Below are 18,328 nucleotides of genomic sequence, written 5' to 3' on the forward strand. Positions count from 1 at the left end.
TAAAAAAGGGATTAACATGATTTACCCTAATATTCTGGCCACCATAGGACATACTCCGGTTGTAAAAATTAATCGTTTAGGCAGTGATTTAGACTGCGAACTCTACGCCAAATGTGAATTTTTCAATCCCGGAGGCTCGGTTAAAGACCGGATCGGCTACGAGATGGTTATTCAGGCTGAGCGCCAGGGAAGAATAAAGCCAGGAGACACACTGATAGAACCGACTTCCGGAAATACAGGAATAGGCATAGCACTGGCAGGAGCCGTTTTAGGATATAAAGTGATTATCACCATGCCGGAAAAAATGAGTCAGGAAAAACAATCTGTTCTTGAACTCTTGGGAGCAAAAATATACCGAACACGAACTGAAGCTGCATCGCACGAACCAGACAGCCACATTTCCCTGGCAAAAGAACTGCAAGCGAAAATACCTAACTCTCACATCCTTGATCAATACTCAAACCCCAACAATCCTAATGCCCACTATCAAGGAACAGCCCAGGAAATAATTGATGATTTTGGTATGGACTTACACATGGTGGTAGCAGGAGTTGGAACTGGCGGCACAATAACAGGCATAGCAAAACGCTTGAAGGAACACAATCCAAAAATCCAGATCATTGGCGCTGATCCGGAAGGTTCTATACTGGGTGGCGGAACTGAAATCAAATCCTATCTGGTTGAAGGAATAGGTTATGATTTCTTTCCTGATGTTTTGGATAATAACCTAATTGATGCCTATGTTAAGACAAATGATGCTGACTCATTCCACACTGCAAGACGATTAATTCACGAAGAAGGATTACTCGTAGGAGGCTCTTGCGGTGCTGCGATGTGGGCGGCATTGCAAGCGGCAAAATCCTTAACAAAGGGACAAAAATGCCTGGTCATTTTACCAGACTCCATTCGAAACTACATGTCAAAATTTGCTCATGATGAATGGATGAAACAGCAAGGATTCCTGTAAACAATCCAGAATAGGTGTTGAATTGACTCCAGAGTGGAGTCAATTCAACACATCACAAGACAATTGATTAAACGGCTTAAAGTCCATAAATCTGGGCAATCAACAACCGGATCAGGCGGCTGGACTAGCTGCCCGCATTCCGGGTTTATCCATATAATCCAATAATAGATCCGGATCTACCTGATTAAGACTAATCCACTCAGCCAAAGTTCCAGCTAATTCTTCATTCACATATTGTGCGTTACTCATGCCATCAACTTTAATTACCCTGCCTTCAGGTGCAGTTAATTTTGAGAAAAATAATTTGGAGTCGGGAATAATCGTGCTTTGTGACGGCAAAAATTTGATATAGAGTGTTATCAAATGTTCTCTTGTCAAACCTTCCATCAATAAGTTCTTTTTCCATTGCTCATAAGTTCTTAAAATCTGTTTATTATCTGATTTAATCAAATCGATTATTTCGGCAAGAGTATCCTTATCCCATTCTTCGTTTATAACTGGCTCAGGAGGCTTAATTGCCAATTGACCTACATAAGCATAATCCGCTTCATTTTTGACTCTGGGATAATAGTTACCCTCATTAACCTGTAAGGTCAGTTCGGCTTTAAACATATGAGACGGGCCATGAGAATATATCTCTCTGAGCCGCAATTCTTTTCCCTGTTCCGTAAAAGAAAGAACAATCGTTATACCCAGAGCATGAGATAAAGCGCGAAGAACACTAGAAGGAACTGTTGTATCATGCTGGCGCAGAAACGCTTTAGGCGTATTGACATTAAGGCCATCGAAAGCTTCACGGTAATCTAAAGGGTGAGCGTACACTTCATCTATGGTAATTTGGTGTAATACATAGGCCAAACATTCTACCACCTAGGATTTACGCGCGTTGTTAATTAATATTCCCATGCGCTCTGTTGGCGTCAGGTATGCTTGATTCGAAATAAATTTGGGATAATAAGTATAAAAGCGCTCTAATATTTTCTTTAAAGTATGATCATTAACACGGTTAGATTGTTTAAAAAAATCAATAAAAGCTACAGCCAGAGCTTGAAACTGCTTGCCGCCCACATTAATAAATGTATCTTCTGATATGACCTGCTTTTTATCGTGTTTTGCAAGAGCCCTATCAAAAAAACTGTTTCTGGCCATGGTACTCTCCACCCCCTAATCTATATATCCATTCTAATGAATCAATATTAAGGAAATATTAACTGGCTTTTTACAATTTACTGTACTAATTTCCGTTAGGAAGCAGCAATTAAAATCAAAACGTCTATTTAATAAACTTCGATCGATGCGACTCTCACTTTAGAGGCTGAAGACAAGCCCACCACGTAGAGGTCTTAGAGCAATTATCAACAAAGCTTGAATAATTTAAAACAGGGATACGTACGGAAATGAAGCATAAAGCTTGCCAAAAGCACACGATCATCTATTAAACCATCAGCCCCTGGTAAAAACACTAATCGAATCACACATCGATGGATTAAAGCAAATATGGGCATTAGATCAAACCAACATATCAGAGATAGCCTCAACTGGCTTTAAAGCACGAATCAAGTCCCAATTTTGCCGTTCCAAAAATATTTTTAACGATATAGAATGAACTATAACTACAATACTTAGGTAAATAAGATCACAAAACCAGATCAGGAACTAATTGCCTGACCTGACTTAAGATTGTTACGGAACTGAGTATAGAGCATTCTACTGGAAAAGATGGAACGAAAAGGAGAGCGCATGGAACAGTATCAAGATAATGATATAGTCCGCGTCAAAGAGTTATTGAGGCATACAGGCGAATTTATCGCTTATTTTGAACTTGCTGAAACCAAGATGTTGGAGTGGCGGGAAGAAATTGAACAACAAAATACCAAATTACTGCACTGCACTCAATCGCTACAAAATGAGCTGGCCACAATTATCGACTTGTTATCCCAAGCAGGAGTAGCCCAATTTAAACTAACAGCAGAAAAAGCATTGGTACAAGGGGAAGCCAATCTGCACATATTAGAGCGCAATTGCAATGAGTTCGCTCTTAAATTTCAACAACATCAGAACCAACTCACCACGTTAACCGAACAATGTATTGATAAAATTGAAAAAAACGCTACAAAGGCAACACAAACGATCATAGCTCAACTGGCTCGATACGACGTTCATCAATTTCATCGCATAGCCAGTGAAAGCTGTGATCATGTTGAACGAGTAGCGAACGATGCAGTAAACAAAAGCAATAAACTACTTAACATGTTTCAGTTAAGATTTGGCCTCTTTGCGGTCTTTACCACGCTCTTAACAGCCTTTGTTATTGTACTGTATCTTAGCGATGAGCTTCCTTGGGAAATGCATCGCCAAGCAATGAATGAGCGAGAGGCCGGAAAAGTATTACTCCAGGCATGGCCCAATTTAAGTCAGGAAGAAAAAGAAAAAATCTTAAATGATGATGGCTTACGGCATGGTTGATACCGTTTTTAATTTCATGCATCTCACCGCAGCCCTGCTTTTCCTCGTGATAATGTTCCTATTGCTATTTAATTATGTGCCTAAAATGGTAAGGAGATTCAAAATTCAGCGATGGCAACATTCTTTGAATCTGCCCAAACATGCTCAGGTTTTTAAGGAATTGTACACAGAGGTGGATGGATTCTCCCTTTCTCACCTGGCAAGACAAAATCAGAAGGAGGATGCAATTGAATATACTTATGGTGAAATTGAATTTTTGCCTTTTGTAGCTCTGTTATCGTTAGTCAGTCCAGACTGCGACACTGTATTTTATGATTTGGGATGCGGGGTGGGAAAAGCGGTAATTGCATGTGGTATGGTTTTTCCTGTACGGAAAAGCATCGGTGTAGAGATACTTCCGGAGCTTTATTCAAGTGCCTGCGCTCAAATCCAAAAACTTGCTGCCAATCCTGACTACAGGACTCAAACACAATGCATCCAATTTATTAACAGCGATCTATTGGACGTTGATTTAAATGAAGCAACCCTCGTTTTTATTAATTCCACCACTTTTTTCGGTACAACCTGGGAGCGAGTCAATTCGATGCTCAGTAATTTCCCGCAAATTCACACTGTAATTACAACGAGCAAACCCTTACTAAACCGTGATTTTACAATGATAAGCTGTACCAAATTACAAATGAGCTGGGGGATCGTCCCAGCATTTATACATATTAGAAAACTAATTTAAACTAACTGGCTTGAAAACATTGAATAATTTTTTTCCCCGTCTATACTTATAAAACAAAGGAAAAATGTCAGCACCTGCTGTGTCTTGGTAGCAGACTTTAGATCACGCGACAAAACGAGGTGGGTATGATTAAATCGGAACTCATTGAACACATCGCTGCTCGAATGACGCATCTTTCAGAAAAACAAGTAGCTGATGGGATCAACAGAATCTTGGAATTAATGAGTGAAGCCCTCATTAATGGGCAAAGAATCGAAATTAGGGGATTTGGAAGTTTTTCACTGCATTATCGGCCACCGCGAAATGCTCATAATCCTAAAACCGGGGAAAAAGTTGTGACTGAAGCAAAACACAGTCCTCACTTCAAACCAGGCAAAGAACTTCGTGAGCGAGTCGATGCGTCTCGAGCGAAATATCCATTGTCTGAAGAGGATTGATTGTTCACAAGTTCACAAAGGAATGTAATAGACCAGCGGATAATCCCGTATATCGAAGTGATACGGGATCACCAATTCAAATAACATCTTACGTGCGTGGCAAAGTCACACCCGTTTGCCCTTGATATTTTCCACCACGATCGCGGTAAGAAACGGCACACACTTCGGTTGCCTCTAAAAACAACATTTGCGCTACGCCTTCATTTGCATAAATTTTAGCGGGCAACGTTGTAGTATTTGAAAATTCCAAAGTCACATGTCCTTCCCACTCAGGTTCTAAAGGTGTTACATTCACAATAATTCCACAGCGTGCATAAGTTGATTTCCCCAAACAGATAGTCAAAACATTTCGGGGAATACGAAAATACTCAACAGTTCGCGCCAATGCGAATGAATTGGGCGGTATGATGCAAACATCCGATGTCACATCGATAAAACTGTTTTCATCAAATGCTTTGGGATCGACAATAGCAGAATTGATATTGGTAAAAATCTTGAATTCGTTAGAGCAACGTACATCATAACCATAGCTTGACACACCATAAGATATGATACGACCGCCATCATTTTCTCTTACTTGTCCGGATTGGAACGGGGAGATCATTCCATGCTCACGAGCCATTTTCTCAATCCATCTATCTGACTTAATTGACACTATTAGACCTCATTGCTTCTAAAAAAATAGAGTTCTATCATAAAAATTGCTCAAACGAAAGTTTGAACTCTAAAAATCATTTATTTTTTTAAAAACCATCCACAATAATTATTCTTCGAGCACCATGTGCATAGGGCATATATTCATTAAATGATTAGTCCCTGCACTGTTTACCAGGGTCTGTGAACACAATTTATTTATATTGCTTGCTGCTATTAAACAAGAACTTGCGAAGTCTGCAAGTAGTACACATGTTCGGATCTTTTTGAGAGGGTCGTATACGATATAAAAAGTAAACAGAATATCTGGCGTTCCGGAGAGCATAAGCTTAAACAGGAATTTATTGCAGCCTGGCACTGGAGTTATTTTAGCAGGCTGCAGTAGGTGGAAAGGTAATCTCGAGTACTCATCCGCAGAAACAAGTTACGAAACACTGGAAGCCACCTTATGAGGAACCAAAATCCTCTAGAAATAGACTCCTATCTGGGCAGACACTGTATCCGCTGAACGACCTGTACCCAAGGTAGGAAGATTCACCAATCCAGGAGGAGCAGCTCCATTAGCATATTGTCCCGCTCCGTAATCGATATCATGACGATATTCCAAACTTTCAACTGTATCTTTCCATATTGATATGTTGAATACACCAACAAACCTTTGTTGAGGTAAGTTTAAGGCTAAAGCATCTTTTGACCACTGATATCCCAGACCAATTGAAGAGGGTCTGTTGAAGGCCCTAAAGGTCATACCGACTTCAGCTTGAGCAGCCTGAGGTCTGGCACCTCTACCATTGAAACTCAAATCCTGCGGTCTAAATGCTTGTGTCGCGCCAACCCATTCAGCAGTGAAATTGTATCGGTCATAGCCTATGTTGCCGTGTACGTCCATTGCCTGGGTTTTTCTTACAGCTTCGTTACCATTAGTAATTGAGCCGAATCCACCGAATGTGGTACCTATAGTAGAACCCGTGCTTTGCATTCCTGCCGCATCATCTATTGAACTAATGTAACTCGCTCCAATTTCACCTGTAACCTCTTGATATTCAAATATATACCCTAAATTCACTCCACCTACACCAGATTTACCTAAATTAGTATCACTTCTGTAAGCATATACCGCAGCAAAAGGTCCTGAATCTTCCTGAGATTTATAACCTAAAATAAAGGGCCTAGTTTTGGTACGTGCAACATTCATCGTTAAAGGAGAACTGATCATAGAGCTTGAGTATCGGCCAAAGGGGACGTAAAGCTGACCCGCAGTAAAATACAATGGAGTTTTATCCAGATTCCCAATATTCACAAAGCCCATATTTAAATTAAAAGCTGAATTATTAATGCGAGGACCTACTTCAGGGGGGCTTTCATCGTAAGCTATAGCAATATAGGCTTCAACATTTTGATTCAGTGCAGCAGCGATATCTAACTCACTTGAACCCAAGGTCAAATCACCATTGGTATTGCCTCTAAACGGATCGTTAAGGACTCCTACAGGTTCAGATTTTCCACTCAAGGCTATAATGGGCATATGAGGAACAGGGTAGCCTATACTCTGATAGGCTCTATAAAGACGGCGACGCTGTTGCATCAAACGAATATCCCGATTAATACTCGAAATATTGACGATGTAATCTGAACCATCAAACGCAGGCCTGTCTCCCAAATACGGCGAACTGACTACCGGGGTACCCGCGATATAAGTAACGACTTGATCATCGGCAACAAGCGCTGTAGGGTAAAAACCTATTGACTCGGGATGCGCTTCCGGGGCGTGTACTGTTACTTGTGTAGAATAATAATCATTTCTTTTTTTCTTGTCTTTATTCCCGCCAGGAACCGCTTTAGGCGAACTTTTTTTCGCAACAGGTTTTCGATTACTGGGCTCTTGCGATGTATTCTGTGACACCAATTTTTTTTGTAATCGAGCAAGTTGTGTTTGTAAATCTTTAGCCTGATGTTGTAAACGTTGAATTTCACGTTGGAGTTGTTGGTTATTTTCCGCATATAAGTTCGTTGATAAACAGGCTAAGGCCAATATGATTTTCTTAAACTTCATGCGGGGTACTCCTGTTTATTATTTTTACATCAACACCATTTAGGTGTCGGATTATATCGTGACAATTTCGAGATGGCTAGAGGTAAATTTAGATCTTGTTTTTAATCAAAGTACGGGCGAAATATATTGTTTCAGGCTGAAGTTTATTAGTTCTATAATTGATTAGATTAGTTTAAACGGGTATGAAAGGTTGTGTTACGTTGTTCTTGAGATGTTGTAACAAAATTAATGAAAAATCCGTACCTATACATTAAAAAAGCCCATTAAAAATGGGCTTGATCATCAGCAATTGCTCAATTATGCATTACCGACATATTTAACACCGAAGTATGGTCCATACAAACCGTAATCGCTGTTAACAACTTGAGTTGCTGTGAATCCGTTAACGCCACCTGTTTGTAAGGCATTAAAGTAGTTCACTACCTGATAGCCACCCTCAAAATTCAATACACCCTGAGCCATAGCATAAGCATAATTTACTCCAAGTTTAGCTTCTAAACTGGGAACAATTGCTTTCTTACTACCATATCGATCGAATAATATAGCGCCTACAGGTGCACCAGTGAAGCCATAGTCAAAGCGACTTGTTCCATAAAGAATAGAACCTGCTCCATTCGCTGTAACACTGAATGAATCGGTTATATCGTATGAATAATCAATTCCAACTACCGGACCAACACCTTTAAAAGCTGTTTTATCATATTGATACACAGAATCAATTCCTAATGGAATTAATTGAGCAGGTGATCGGTAAAAATAGGAATAGGCATTATCATTTATGTTGGCATACTGCAATCCACCATAAAAACGCATGTTTTTAACCAAACCAAAATCGGCATGCTGACCCAGAACAAGATTAACCTGATCAAAATAAGTATCGTCTTGAATACGGTAAGATGAAGATAATGGAGCCGCTAATTGTGAAAAGGGTATTAATCCGACAAAACCATCGCGGTTTGCATCATTTTTATAATGAACCCAGGTTATGGTTGCATCGTTACCTGTGTTAAAATGATAGGAACCCTCCAGGCGATAACCCCAATCCCATTCATTATTTACTTCACGATAGCCATTAAATGGTAAAGTATCATGTTGATATGCTTTATCAGCATCAAATATTTGACTTAAGTACAGAGCCTGTACACCAATGTCCCACATGCTTGCTTCGCAAGGAACTGTAACATTTCCAGGTGTACATACTGGTCCCATAGTGCCAGCAATTGCAAAGCTGCTTGCTGCCATTCCCAATACAGCTAAAGTCGTCTTTTTTAACATAAATACTCCCTTACGTAAAAGAAAAAAAAAGCCCATCACCTTAATGACGGGCTCTACAATAATTCTTAATTTAATAAGAAATTATACATTACCAACATACTTCAAACCAATGTATGGGCCAGAAGCTGAGAAATCAGTTTCAAAACCACCCAGTGTGTTTCCTATTGTATTATGCATAGCATTGAAGTAATTAAACCACATGTAACCAACGTCAAGAGTTAAGTCACCTTGAGCCATTGCATAAGTGTAATCAGCACCCAGTTTAGCTTCTACTTCTGGAACAATTGCATTCTTAGAACCGTAATTGAAGTTAAAGCCATCATTGAATTTGCTGGTACCAACTAAAATTGCAGTAGCTGCTTTAGCATAAATTCCGAAACCGTTACCGAATACATAGTTCATGTCAAGGCCGGTACGTGGTCCAAAACCACTGAACTCAGAGTTTGCATTAGCTAGGAATACGCCACTGTTATAGCGGTTGTGATCCATTTGGATTCGTGCATACTGAACACCACCGTGGAAACGCATTTTTTTGTTAGCACTGAAATCAACGAATTGACCTAACTCACCATTAACAGCATCCCATTTGATGTTGTGACGATAGTTATCAACTGAACCGAAGAAATAACCGTCGTTATCAGTATCTAAGTGATACCAGTTAACATTGATGTCATTTCCAGTGTTGAAGTGGTAAGAACCTTCTAGTTTGAAACCCCAATCCCAATCATGATTCCAATCTTGGTAATGGTGATAACCGTTAAGATCAACGTTCTCACGGTAACCCCAATTAGCATCATAAACAGGTTGTAAATACAGAGCGGTAATTCCGATATCCCATGCAGTTCTTTCGCAAGGAACAGTAACGTTACCTGGGGTGCAAACTGGTCCCATAGTACCAGCGAACACTGCACTGCTACCTAAAGCAAGAACAGCTACCGCTGTTTTTTTCAAATTTAACATGCTTATCTCCACTTTTTTATTATTAATTTCCGTTCGTTACCAATTTTATAAGTAATCAGCAACAGTACGCATTCTTCGCTCTAATCGAGAGCGTACCTAGATAAATTATCCAGCCGGACTTAAATAAAGTCAACAGTATTGCTGAAATTTCTTAAAAACTTAACAAATTACACATTACCAACATACTTCAACCCAATGTACGGGCCAGAGGCTGTGAAGTCGCTTTGGAAGCCTACTGGAGATGCGGAATTATGCATCGCATTGAAGTAATCGAACCACATGTAACCAACATCCAGAGTCAAGTCACCTTGAGCCATTGCATAAGTGTAATCAGCGCCAAGTTTCGCTTCAACTTCCGGAACTATTGCATTCTTGGAGCCGTATCTTAAATGAAGCCCATCATTGAAACTGCTGGTACCTACCAAAATAGCTGCTGCGCCTTTAGCATAAACACCGAAACCATTACCGAATACATAGTTCATATCAAGACCGGTACGTGGTCCGAAACCGCTAAATTCAGAATTTGCATTAGAAGAGAAGACACCGCTGGTGTAAAAATTGTGATCCATTTGCGTTCTTGCGTACTGTACACCACCATGGAAACGCATTTTCTTGTTGGCGCTGAAATCAACAAATTGACCTAACTCAACGTTAACAGCATCCCATTTATCGTTATGACGGTAATGATCAATCGCATTAGAATAATAGCCGTTGTTATCTGTATCCAAATGATACCAGTTAACGTTAATGTCATTTCCGGTATTGAAGTGATAAGAACCTTCTAGCTTAAAGCCCCAATCCCAATCCTGATTCAAATCCCGATAATGTGTGTACCCGTTGACAGTAGGTGTTTCATGATAACCCCATTCAGCATCGTATACAGGTTGTAAATACAGCGCTGTGATACCAATATCCCAAGCGGTTCTTTCGCAAGGAACGGTCACGTTACCTGGGGTGCAAACTGGTCCCATAGTACCAGCGAACACTGCACTGCTACCTAAAGCAAGAACAGCCACTGCTGTTTTTTTCAAACTTAACATGCCTTGTCTCCACTAAATTATAATTGAGTTCCCATTTTATTGATAACTCACCTTTTAGAGTTGTCAATAGCATGCATTCGTCGTTCAGGTTCGAAGCATGCAACGATATGAGTATCAGCACTGATTTTCAGGTTGTCAAGAATTTCGATTAAAAAAATGAATATTTTCATGGAGATAACATTTTTTTGGACACGCAATGTAAATTTTGAGCAGATATTGTTTTTCTGAAATCGACTAGAACCAAACACCCATTGTTTCGTTTTTATAGCATTGTATTCACTTTTTAAAATTGGAATCCATGATAAAATTTCTAAGCTTGGCTATTCACCCATTTAAGAACGCGCCCCCAAATGGGTGATGCCAACAACTTTTTGTATGTCGCGCTTTATACATGACCTACATATTTCAAACCGATATAAGGACCTGACTCTGCAAGATTACCTTCAAACCCTCCAAAAGGAATAGCAATTGAATTATGTGTTATTTTGAAATAATTAAACCACATATAACCTGCATCCAGAATCCAGTCGCCCTGAGCTTGCGAATAAGTATAAGCCGCGCCCAACTTAGCCTCAACTTCAGGAACCACCGCATTTTTTGAACCATAGTTCAAGAAGAACCCATCATAAAATCGGCTGCTTCCGACCAATACAGCAGTTGCAGCCTTTGCATAGACCCCAAAGCCATTTGAGAACACATAATTCATATCAATACCAGTGCGAGGCCCGAATCCGCTGAATTCTGAGTCAGCATGACTGGTAAATACGCCTCCTCGGTAGTTGTTGAGATTGCCTTTTAGTTGCGCATACTGAACACCGCCATGGAACCGCATCTTCTTATTTAAACTAAAATCAACAAACTGGCCCAACTCAGCATTAACTACGTTCCATGTCAATTCGTGATGAAAAGTTCGATCAGCGATCCCAAAGTAACCATTATTTACCGGGTTTAAATACATCCAATTTACAGTGAGGTCATTGCCTGTATTGAAATGATAAGAACCCTCCAGTTTAAACCCCCAGTCAAAACCATGATTCCAATCACTATAATGATCATATCCAGCCACAGGCACAATACTGCGGTAACCCCAGTTAGCATCTTCTATAGGCTCTAAGTACAATGCGGTTAAACCGACATCCCAAGCGGTACTTTCGCAAGGAACGGTTACATTACCAGGAGTACAGACTGGCCCCATGGTCCCAGAAAATGCCGCCCCGCTGCCTAAAACCAGTAATGCGACTGTTGTTCTTTTTAAACTCATTATGCTTCTCTCCATCGAATATTTGTTAATTCCATTAGTTATAATGCAACATGCAAAGCATTTTATAGCTAAGATGCTATGTTTTAGTGAGTGTTTTAATAACTATGAGAGTATCTAAAGTGACTATGAAAAAGTCAAGATAAAATAGAATTTATTGAATACTATCAGCTAGATAGCATTATTGGAAAGATTGGATTATTTTTTTATCAACTCAATGACAACACGGCGATTTGCAGCACGTCCTTCATCAGTATCATTGCGTGCTATGGGTTTTAGTGCTCCAACCCAGGTGACAGACAATTTGCTTTTGGGTACTCCAAGCCATATTAGATAGTTCTTTACCGCTTCGGCTCTGAATTGAGAAATTGCATTATTATATCCTTTGCGGCCGCTCTCATCAGCGTAACCGACAACTCGAATTACATCGACCTGCATGTCTGCGGCAACATATTGAGCAATTCGGCGTAACTGCGCTTTATCTTCATCGGTTAACACCCGGCTGTCTATGCCAAAATGAAAGACCGTTTCTTTTACATCGTCATAAGAGAAGGGCAATAGTCCGCCGAGACATTGTTGATATTTTGCATACACTTTCTGAAAGCGAATTGGTGAAAGTGCTACAGTAACGCTAAATCCTTCTTCCGATAAATAATTAAAATTTGCCTGATAGCCCTGGGATAAAAAAATCAGTAATTTTAAAGCCGGTTCCCGGCCTAGATAAATACCGTATTCACCTGGCTTAATAAAAGAACGGGCAACGACATACGAATTGGTTAAAGAGGGTTTCCAGACAGGAGGTTTTGCCAAAACCTGAGCTGGCAATGCTCTCTGTACCTGATCCCATTTGCGCAAAATAAAATGTGGCGGTTTTGTAGCGTATTGTTCAAAATATCCTATTCCATAATTTGGAATAGCCAATGACAATCCACATCGAAGTGGATTTCCACTCATTTTCCATTTTTCAGCTCCCATGGGACTGGCATAATCAATATGTGGCACCGCCATGGCACTTGTCATATAGAGCATACTGCTCATCATACCGGTTAGAATGCTTTTGCCTGAAAAATGTCCAAGTGCCATTATTTGCTCATCCCAATGACCAAATTCATGATATCCTTAAGTATCGGCAATGTTGCAGGAATCTTTATTATGCGATCTCTACTTATTAACCGCCCAGATGACTGGCATGTTCATCTCAGAGACGGAGACCAATTAATCCATACGGTTCCAGCAACAGCACTACACTTTGCCCGCGCATTAATCATGCCGAATCTTAAACCAGCTCTTACTACCTTACCATTAATACAAAGTTATCGAGAAAGGATAGTCGCAGCTACACCCACCGGTAATTCCTTTAATCCCTACATGACGTATTATCTCAATGAATCGGTGTCAGCTGATGAACTACACATTGCTGCATCAGAGCCTTATATTTTAGGTGCAAAATTGTATCCGGCCGGTGCGACAACCAATTCTGAAGCAGGTGCCAAATCATTAAGTGCACTTTATCCATTATTTGAGGTCATGCAGAGCAATAATCTGGTCTTACAAATTCATGGAGAGGTGACTCATAGTGATATTTTTGAACGAGAAGCATTATTCATCGATGAATATTTAATCCCCATAATCACTAATTTCCCTAAATTGAGAATCGTACTGGAACATATTTCAACCAAAACAGCTGTCGACTTTGTCAGTGATGCCCCCCAAACGGTTGCCGCCACAATTACTCCTCACCATCTTTTTTATAATCGTAATGATCTATTGGCCGGGGGATTAAAGCCCCACTATTATTGTTTGCCTATATTAAAACATGAGAACGATCAACGGGCTCTGCAACTCGCCATCAGCAGTGGAAATCCCAAATTTTTTGCGGGCACTGACTCTGCCCCTCACGAAACATCAACAAAGGAGAGTGCCTGTGGTTGCGCCGGGATATATTCAGCGCCCTTTGCTGTTGCCCTCTACACCCAGATGTTTGATGAGCTTAATCAATTAAATAAACTTAACGATTTTATGAGTGTGCATGGAGCCGAGTTTTATCAATTGCCTATAAACAAAGAACAGATTGAATTGATAAACACCCCTCAAAACGTTCCTGAAGTGATGCCTTTTGGGCAGGGTAAGGTAGTTCCCATGGCTGCAGGACAAACGCTGCTTTGGAGTACCCATGAAGAAAAATAATACTGTATTAAGCCCCCATATTAAAGAGAGATTTCGCGGGTTTCTGCCTGTAGTTGTTGATGTTGAAACTGCCGGTTTAGTGCCACATAAAAATGCGCTTCTGGAAATGTGTATTGTTCTCGTTGAAATGGATTCAGAGGGGCAACTGAAACGAGGAGATAGTTTTTTTGAGCACATCTTACCTTTTTCCGGGGCTGAATTAGATCAGAAATCGTTGGAATTTAATCAAATCGATCCCTTTCAGCCTCTGCGTTTTGCAGTAGAGGAACAAGTTGCTTTAGAGCGATTATTTCAACCCATCTTTGCTGCCTTAAAAAAAACACGCTGCCAAAGAGCGGTTCTTGTAGGACATAATGCCTGGTTTGATTTATTGTTTATAAAGGAAGCAATTAAACGAACAGGGGTAAAATCCCCATTTCATGCATTTACCTGCTTTGATACTGCAACACTGGGTGGTTTAATTTATGGACAAACCGTGTTGGCAAAAGCAGCTCATGCAGCAGGAATCCCATTCGATCCTCAAGAGGCTCATTCAGCCATTTACGATGCGGAAAAGACAGCCGATTTATTTTGTGCCATGACCAATCAATGGCGTACATTGTCGATGTTGTAATTGAACGGTTTAATAAAAATCCGGGAACTTGTCTCATCATAAAATGAGACTAACAATTCCCGGATTAAAGCGCATTATAAAGAGTCTGAATGTTCAGACAGATAAGCGGCAACACCTTGAGGAGATGCTTTCATACCGGCATCACCTTTTTTCCAGCCGGCAGGACACACTTCTCCGTGCTCTTCAAAAAATTGAACAGCATCTACAGTACGAATAATTTCATCAATATTTCGGCCAATTGGTAAATCGTTAACAATTTGAGAACGAACCATTCCATTAGTATCAATGATGAATGCACCACGGAATGCAACGCCAGCAACTGGATGCTCAACGCCATATGATTGACAGATGCTGTGTGTCATATCCGCAGCCATAGTATAGCGTACAGGTCCAATACCGCCATTTTTTACTGAAGTATTTCTGTAAGCATTATGAGTAAAGTGAGAATCGATAGAAACTGCGACCACCTCAACGTTTCTGCTTTTAAACTCTTCAATCCGATGATCAAGAGCAATCAGCTCAGAAGGGCACACAAAAGTAAAATCGAGAGGGTAGAAAAAAACCACACCGTATTTACCTTTTAAGTGTTCATGTAAATTAAATTTATCAACGATTTCACCATTACCCATTACTGCAGCTACAGTAAAGTCTGGCGCCTTACGCCCAACTAATACACTCATTCTATGATCTCCATTGCAATACGTGAGGTTATCCTCACGCTATTATTGTCATTATGCAGCAATCGCATCACGTAACATGGGCTCTAGTTCACCTTGCTGAAACATATCAGCAATGATGTCAGAACCACCAATTAATTCACCTTTCACATAAAGTTGTGGAAAAGTAGGCCAATCAGAAACCTGGGGTAAAACCTGACGAATATCAGGATTAGCAAGGATATCAACATAGGCAAAGTCAACTCCACACGCTTCAATGCACTGGACTGCGCGAGCAGAAAACCCACATTGTGGCATCTTGGGTGTTCCTTTCATGTAAAGCATAATTGCATTTTCTTCAATTTGCTTTTTAATTTTATCTAAAGTATCCACTTATGCACCTTTTTAATAAATAAATCCCGCCAATTATGGCGAAAACCAGACAAGGTCGCAACTAATGAGTCGCATTTGCATTATGATGCAGCAAATCAACCATACTGGCAACCTGATGCTATTTCATAAATAAAGAGATTTATTTGATAAAATAGTCAATTTGGACTAATAGTATACACCAAATTTACAAAAAATAATAATCAAATGCTCTTGCAAGTACATTGAATATCGCATCCATCCTGCTACACTAATCGCTTTATGAATCGGAGATAACAATGACATTTACCCTGCCCCAATTACCTTACGCGCTGGACGCTTTAGCGCCGCATATATCAAAAGAAACTTTGGAATACCATTACGGCAAACATCATAATGCCTACGTTACCAATCTAAACAAACTTATAGTCGGTACCGAATTTGAAGCGATGAGTCTTGAAGACATTATCATGAAAGCAAAAGGCGGAATTTTTAATAATGCAGCCCAGGTTTGGAATCATACATTTTATTGGCACAGTTTGAGTCCCAATGGTGGCGGAGAACCCAAAGGCAAACTGGCTGAAGCGATCAATAAACACTTCGGTAGCTTCACTGCCTTCAAAGAACAATTCACCCAGACAGCAGCGACAACCTTTGGTTCTGGTTGGGCATGGCTTGTCCAGGATGCAACAGGCGCTATGAAGATAGTCAGCACCAGTAACGCTGCTACGCCTATGATCGATGGGTTAACCGCTTTATTAACTTGTGATGTATGGGAACACGCCTACTACATTGATTACCGCAATTTGCGCCCCGATTACATTAATGCATTCTGGTCTTTAGTCAACTGGGATTTTGTAAGCAATAACATGAAATAATGATAAGGACGAAAGGGAGAAATCATGGCTTTAATTACGACCTACAATCCGATGCCCGTAACCTTTACCCATGGTAAAGGGGTTTGGCTGTACGATGAACAGGGAAAAGAATATCTCGACGGTTTAAGCGGAATAGCGGTTTGTGGTCTTGGCCATGCACACCCCGAGGTGACGCAAACAATCCAGGAGCAGGCGGCTAAATTATTGCATACCTCCAATGCTTTTCACATTAAGGAGCAAGAGCTGCTTGCGGCGAAACTTACCGCCATGGCAGGAATGGATCAGGTGTTCTTCGCCAACTCAGGTGCAGAAGCGAATGAAGCTGCCATTAAATTAACCCGTCTTTATGGACATAAAAAAGGCATTGAAACGCCTTCTATTATTGTAATGGAACGAGCCTTCCACGGGCGAACAATGGCTACTTTAACTGCATCCGGAAGCCGCAAAGTTCAAGCGGGTTTTGAACCCTTGGTACCTGGATTTATTCGAGCACCATTTAATGATCTTGATGCCATTCATACTATTGCTGCCAATAGAGAAGATGTAGTCGCAGTTATGTTAGAACCCATCCAGGGTGAGGGCGGAATTTATCCAGCGGAGGAAGGATACCTGCGCTCATTAGCTCAACTTTGTGAACAACATGACTGGATGCTTATTTTAGATGAAATCCAAACAGGAAATGGCCGTACAGGAAAACTGTTTTCCTGCATGCACTATGGGATTCAACCAGATATTTTAACTACGGCCAAAGGACTGGGTAATGGGATGCCGATTGGCGCCTGTCTCATGAGTAAAAGGGCTAATGACCTGTTTAAACCTGGCAATCATGGTTCGACCTTTGGCGGAAACTCACTGGCATGTGCTACAGCATTGACCGTATTGAATGTAATTGAACGCGATAAACTCTGCGAAAAGGTAACAAAAAACAGTGGGCTGCTCCTGGATAAATTAATTAGCAATCTCGGTGAACATCCTCATGTCAAAACCATAAGGGGTAAAGGCTATATGATAGGTATAGAGCTGGACAGACCCGCCAATGACATGCGTGCTCTCGGCCTTGCCAATGGAGTTTTATTTAATATAACCGCAGACACCGTAGTCAGACTTTTACCGCCATTGATTATCAGTGAACAGGAAATTGATGAATTAGTCGATCGTTTAACTCGTACCATCAATCAATTTACCGGGCAGTAATTGCTCAATCTCCTCACCGCTTTAAAAATACCGTTCAACTCCATTCTTCGAATTCCCGCGGCTTTAACCGCGGGATCCATTGCTTACGCTCGGTTGTTCTATACTCCATGACCAAAGACAGGAAAGTATAAAAAGTCATTAGGAACTGCCACATTGATCTAATGAGCCCCTTTTCAGAGCAAGGCATAGACAAGAAAAACTCCCCAGGTAACTGCGGCATTAATACCAACAACAAAAATGGCCGCAGATGCCAAGTCTTTTGCGAGACCTGACAAAGGATGATGCTCCAAGCTAATCCTGTCTACTGTGGTTTCAATTGCTGAATTAAGTAACTCAACAATAAGAAGCAGTACTACTGAGCCAATCAAGAGTATCAATTCTACCGCGTTATTCCCAAGAACAAAGGCACAAGGAATGGCACAAGCTAAAAGAACCAATTCAAATTTAAATGCCCACTCATAACGAAAGGCATATTTAAGACCATTCCAGGAGTTTTTAAATGCATTATAAAAATGAAGAATTCCTTGTACCATTTAGTTGAACACCCCTTTATTTTTTAGCAGACCCCTGGAGCCGCTTCATTTCAAAAGC

The 18,328-nt window shown here is 40.5% G+C and carries 20 protein-coding genes and 1 pseudogene; 9 read left to right on the forward strand and 12 right to left on the reverse strand.

All coding sequences use genetic code 11. The annotated features are described in order from the left end of the window. Nucleotides 1-16: 16 nt before the first annotated feature. On the forward strand, nucleotides 17-967 hold the full coding sequence (locus ELY21_RS00290; protein ID WP_127105807.1) for a pyridoxal-phosphate dependent enzyme: 951 nt from the start codon (nucleotides 17-19) through the stop codon (nucleotides 965-967). A 111-nt stretch (nucleotides 968-1,078) separates the two neighbouring features. Here the strand turns inward: ELY21_RS00290 and ELY21_RS00295 are convergent, their stop codons facing one another. Both ELY21_RS00295 and ELY21_RS15760 read right to left on the reverse strand, forming a co-directional pair. Continuing rightward, nucleotides 1,079-1,825 (reverse strand): hypothetical protein, encoded by a 747-nt coding sequence (locus ELY21_RS00295; RefSeq protein WP_233588618.1) that lies wholly within the window; start codon nucleotides 1,823-1,825, stop codon nucleotides 1,079-1,081. 12 nt (nucleotides 1,826-1,837) lie between these two features. Beyond that, the gene (locus ELY21_RS15760) at nucleotides 1,838-2,116 is read right to left on the reverse strand and encodes a hypothetical protein (protein ID WP_233588619.1); all 279 of its coding nucleotides are present in this window, start codon (nucleotides 2,114-2,116) and stop codon (nucleotides 1,838-1,840) included. A 262-nt stretch (nucleotides 2,117-2,378) separates the two neighbouring features. Here ELY21_RS15760 and ELY21_RS00300 point away from each other — a divergent pair, with 262 nt between their 5' ends. The 4 genes from ELY21_RS00300 (at nucleotide 2,379) to ELY21_RS00315 (ending at nucleotide 4,600) form a co-directional block, all read left to right on the forward strand. Next, a complete protein-coding gene (locus ELY21_RS00300) occupies nucleotides 2,379-2,573 on the forward strand; it encodes a hypothetical protein (RefSeq protein ID WP_127105809.1) in 195 nt (64 codons plus the stop codon). A gap of 134 nt (nucleotides 2,574-2,707) precedes the next feature. Then, on the forward strand, nucleotides 2,708-3,433 hold the full coding sequence (locus ELY21_RS00305) for a hypothetical protein (protein WP_127105811.1): 726 nt from the start codon (nucleotides 2,708-2,710) through the stop codon (nucleotides 3,431-3,433). 16 nt (nucleotides 3,434-3,449) lie between these two features. Continuing rightward, nucleotides 3,450-4,163: a methyltransferase gene (locus tag ELY21_RS00310; RefSeq protein WP_370272417.1), complete on the forward strand. Its 714-nt coding sequence runs from the start codon at nucleotides 3,450-3,452 to the stop codon at nucleotides 4,161-4,163. Nucleotides 4,164-4,288: 125 nt separating this feature from the next. Continuing rightward, a complete protein-coding gene (locus tag ELY21_RS00315; protein WP_028382876.1) occupies nucleotides 4,289-4,600 on the forward strand; it encodes an integration host factor subunit beta in 312 nt (103 codons plus the stop codon). Between the two features lie 88 nt (nucleotides 4,601-4,688). Here ELY21_RS00315 and dcd read toward each other — a convergent pair whose 3' ends face one another. The 7 genes and pseudogenes from dcd to ELY21_RS00355 form a co-directional block, all read right to left on the reverse strand. Beyond that, entirely contained in the window at nucleotides 4,689-5,255 is a 567-nt protein-coding gene (gene dcd, locus ELY21_RS00320; protein WP_127105815.1) for a dCTP deaminase, read from the reverse strand. 465 nt (nucleotides 5,256-5,720) lie between these two features. After that, nucleotides 5,721-7,043 (reverse strand): annotated as a pseudogene (locus ELY21_RS00325) (LbtU family siderophore porin); the annotation flags it as partial. A gap of 561 nt (nucleotides 7,044-7,604) precedes the next feature. Next, a complete protein-coding gene (locus tag ELY21_RS00330; RefSeq protein ID WP_127105819.1) occupies nucleotides 7,605-8,582 on the reverse strand; it encodes an Lpg1974 family pore-forming outer membrane protein in 978 nt (325 codons plus the stop codon). Nucleotides 8,583-8,663: 81 nt separating this feature from the next. Next, complete coding sequence (locus ELY21_RS00335; protein ID WP_127105821.1) at nucleotides 8,664-9,542, reverse strand: Lpg1974 family pore-forming outer membrane protein; 879 nt, start codon at nucleotides 9,540-9,542, stop codon at nucleotides 8,664-8,666. Between the two features lie 167 nt (nucleotides 9,543-9,709). Next, complete coding sequence (locus ELY21_RS00340) at nucleotides 9,710-10,582, reverse strand: Lpg1974 family pore-forming outer membrane protein (RefSeq protein ID WP_127105823.1); 873 nt, start codon at nucleotides 10,580-10,582, stop codon at nucleotides 9,710-9,712. Between the two features lie 385 nt (nucleotides 10,583-10,967). Continuing rightward, nucleotides 10,968-11,846 carry an Lpg1974 family pore-forming outer membrane protein gene (locus ELY21_RS00350; RefSeq protein WP_127106170.1) on the reverse strand — a complete coding sequence of 293 codons (879 nt, stop codon included), beginning with the start codon at nucleotides 11,844-11,846 and terminating at the stop codon, nucleotides 10,968-10,970. Nucleotides 11,847-12,038: 192 nt separating this feature from the next. Continuing rightward, nucleotides 12,039-12,923: an OmpA family protein gene (locus ELY21_RS00355; RefSeq protein WP_127105825.1), complete on the reverse strand. Its 885-nt coding sequence runs from the start codon at nucleotides 12,921-12,923 to the stop codon at nucleotides 12,039-12,041. Between the two features lie 69 nt (nucleotides 12,924-12,992). Here ELY21_RS00355 and pyrC point away from each other — a divergent pair, with 69 nt between their 5' ends. Then, nucleotides 12,993-14,027 carry a dihydroorotase gene (gene pyrC / locus ELY21_RS00360; RefSeq protein WP_127105827.1) on the forward strand — a complete coding sequence of 345 codons (1,035 nt, stop codon included), beginning with the start codon at nucleotides 12,993-12,995 and terminating at the stop codon, nucleotides 14,025-14,027. Continuing rightward, nucleotides 14,014-14,640, forward strand: coding sequence for a ribonuclease T (gene rnt, locus ELY21_RS00365; RefSeq protein WP_127105829.1), 627 nt, complete (start codon nucleotides 14,014-14,016; stop codon nucleotides 14,638-14,640). The genes pyrC and rnt overlap by 14 nt, the downstream gene beginning before the upstream one ends. Before the next feature lie 74 nt (nucleotides 14,641-14,714). On the opposite strand, the gene ELY21_RS00370 is transcribed toward rnt, so the two are convergent. Next, nucleotides 14,715-15,320 carry a peroxiredoxin gene (locus ELY21_RS00370; protein WP_028382886.1) on the reverse strand — a complete coding sequence of 202 codons (606 nt, stop codon included), beginning with the start codon at nucleotides 15,318-15,320 and terminating at the stop codon, nucleotides 14,715-14,717. 51 nt (nucleotides 15,321-15,371) lie between these two features. Beyond that, nucleotides 15,372-15,689: a Grx4 family monothiol glutaredoxin gene (gene grxD / locus ELY21_RS00375; RefSeq protein ID WP_028382887.1), complete on the reverse strand. Its 318-nt coding sequence runs from the start codon at nucleotides 15,687-15,689 to the stop codon at nucleotides 15,372-15,374. Nucleotides 15,690-15,964: 275 nt separating this feature from the next. Between grxD and sodB the strand changes: the two genes are divergently transcribed. Beyond that, entirely contained in the window at nucleotides 15,965-16,543 is a 579-nt protein-coding gene (gene sodB / locus ELY21_RS00380; RefSeq protein WP_127105831.1) for a superoxide dismutase [Fe], read from the forward strand. A 24-nt stretch (nucleotides 16,544-16,567) separates the two neighbouring features. Continuing rightward, on the forward strand, nucleotides 16,568-17,737 hold the full coding sequence (locus tag ELY21_RS00385; RefSeq protein ID WP_127105833.1) for an aspartate aminotransferase family protein: 1,170 nt from the start codon (nucleotides 16,568-16,570) through the stop codon (nucleotides 17,735-17,737). A gap of 173 nt (nucleotides 17,738-17,910) precedes the next feature. Here ELY21_RS00385 and ELY21_RS00390 read toward each other — a convergent pair whose 3' ends face one another. Next, the gene (locus tag ELY21_RS00390; protein ID WP_127105835.1) at nucleotides 17,911-18,270 is read right to left on the reverse strand and encodes a diacylglycerol kinase; all 360 of its coding nucleotides are present in this window, start codon (nucleotides 18,268-18,270) and stop codon (nucleotides 17,911-17,913) included. Nucleotides 18,271-18,328 lie beyond the last annotated feature (58 nt).

The sequence above is a fragment of the Legionella sp. km535 genome (assembly GCF_003990085.1).
GTDB classification, from domain to species: Bacteria; Pseudomonadota; Gammaproteobacteria; order Legionellales; family Legionellaceae; genus Legionella; species Legionella moravica.

Bases quoted from the DNA above. Each gene is read 5' to 3' on its own strand.
- ELY21_RS00385 (WP_127105833.1), top strand. From the start codon at position 16,568: ATGGCTTTAATTACGACCTACAATCCGATGCCCGTAACCTTTACCCAT.
- ELY21_RS00330 (WP_127105819.1), bottom strand. From the start codon at position 8,582: ATGTTAAAAAAGACGACTTTAGCTGTATTGGGAATGGCAGCAAGCAGC.
- ELY21_RS00310 (WP_370272417.1), top strand. From the start codon at position 3,450: ATGCATCTCACCGCAGCCCTGCTTTTCCTCGTGATAATGTTCCTATTG.
- ELY21_RS00290 (WP_127105807.1), top strand. From the start codon at position 17: ATGATTTACCCTAATATTCTGGCCACCATAGGACATACTCCGGTTGTA.
- ELY21_RS00355 (WP_127105825.1), bottom strand. From the start codon at position 12,923: ATGGCACTTGGACATTTTTCAGGCAAAAGCATTCTAACCGGTATGATG.
- ELY21_RS00340 (WP_127105823.1), bottom strand. From the start codon at position 10,582: ATGTTAAGTTTGAAAAAAACAGCAGTGGCTGTTCTTGCTTTAGGTAGC.
- sodB (WP_127105831.1), top strand. From the start codon at position 15,965: ATGACATTTACCCTGCCCCAATTACCTTACGCGCTGGACGCTTTAGCG.
- pyrC (WP_127105827.1), top strand. From the start codon at position 12,993: ATGCGATCTCTACTTATTAACCGCCCAGATGACTGGCATGTTCATCTC.
- ELY21_RS00390 (WP_127105835.1), bottom strand. From the start codon at position 18,270: ATGGTACAAGGAATTCTTCATTTTTATAATGCATTTAAAAACTCCTGG.
- ELY21_RS00370 (WP_028382886.1), bottom strand. From the start codon at position 15,320: ATGAGTGTATTAGTTGGGCGTAAGGCGCCAGACTTTACTGTAGCTGCA.
- ELY21_RS00305 (WP_127105811.1), top strand. From the start codon at position 2,708: ATGGAACAGTATCAAGATAATGATATAGTCCGCGTCAAAGAGTTATTG.
- rnt (WP_127105829.1), top strand. From the start codon at position 14,014: ATGAAGAAAAATAATACTGTATTAAGCCCCCATATTAAAGAGAGATTT.
- ELY21_RS00315 (WP_028382876.1), top strand. From the start codon at position 4,289: ATGATTAAATCGGAACTCATTGAACACATCGCTGCTCGAATGACGCAT.
- ELY21_RS15760 (WP_233588619.1), bottom strand. From the start codon at position 2,116: ATGGCCAGAAACAGTTTTTTTGATAGGGCTCTTGCAAAACACGATAAA.
- ELY21_RS00335 (WP_127105821.1), bottom strand. From the start codon at position 9,542: ATGTTAAATTTGAAAAAAACAGCGGTAGCTGTTCTTGCTTTAGGTAGC.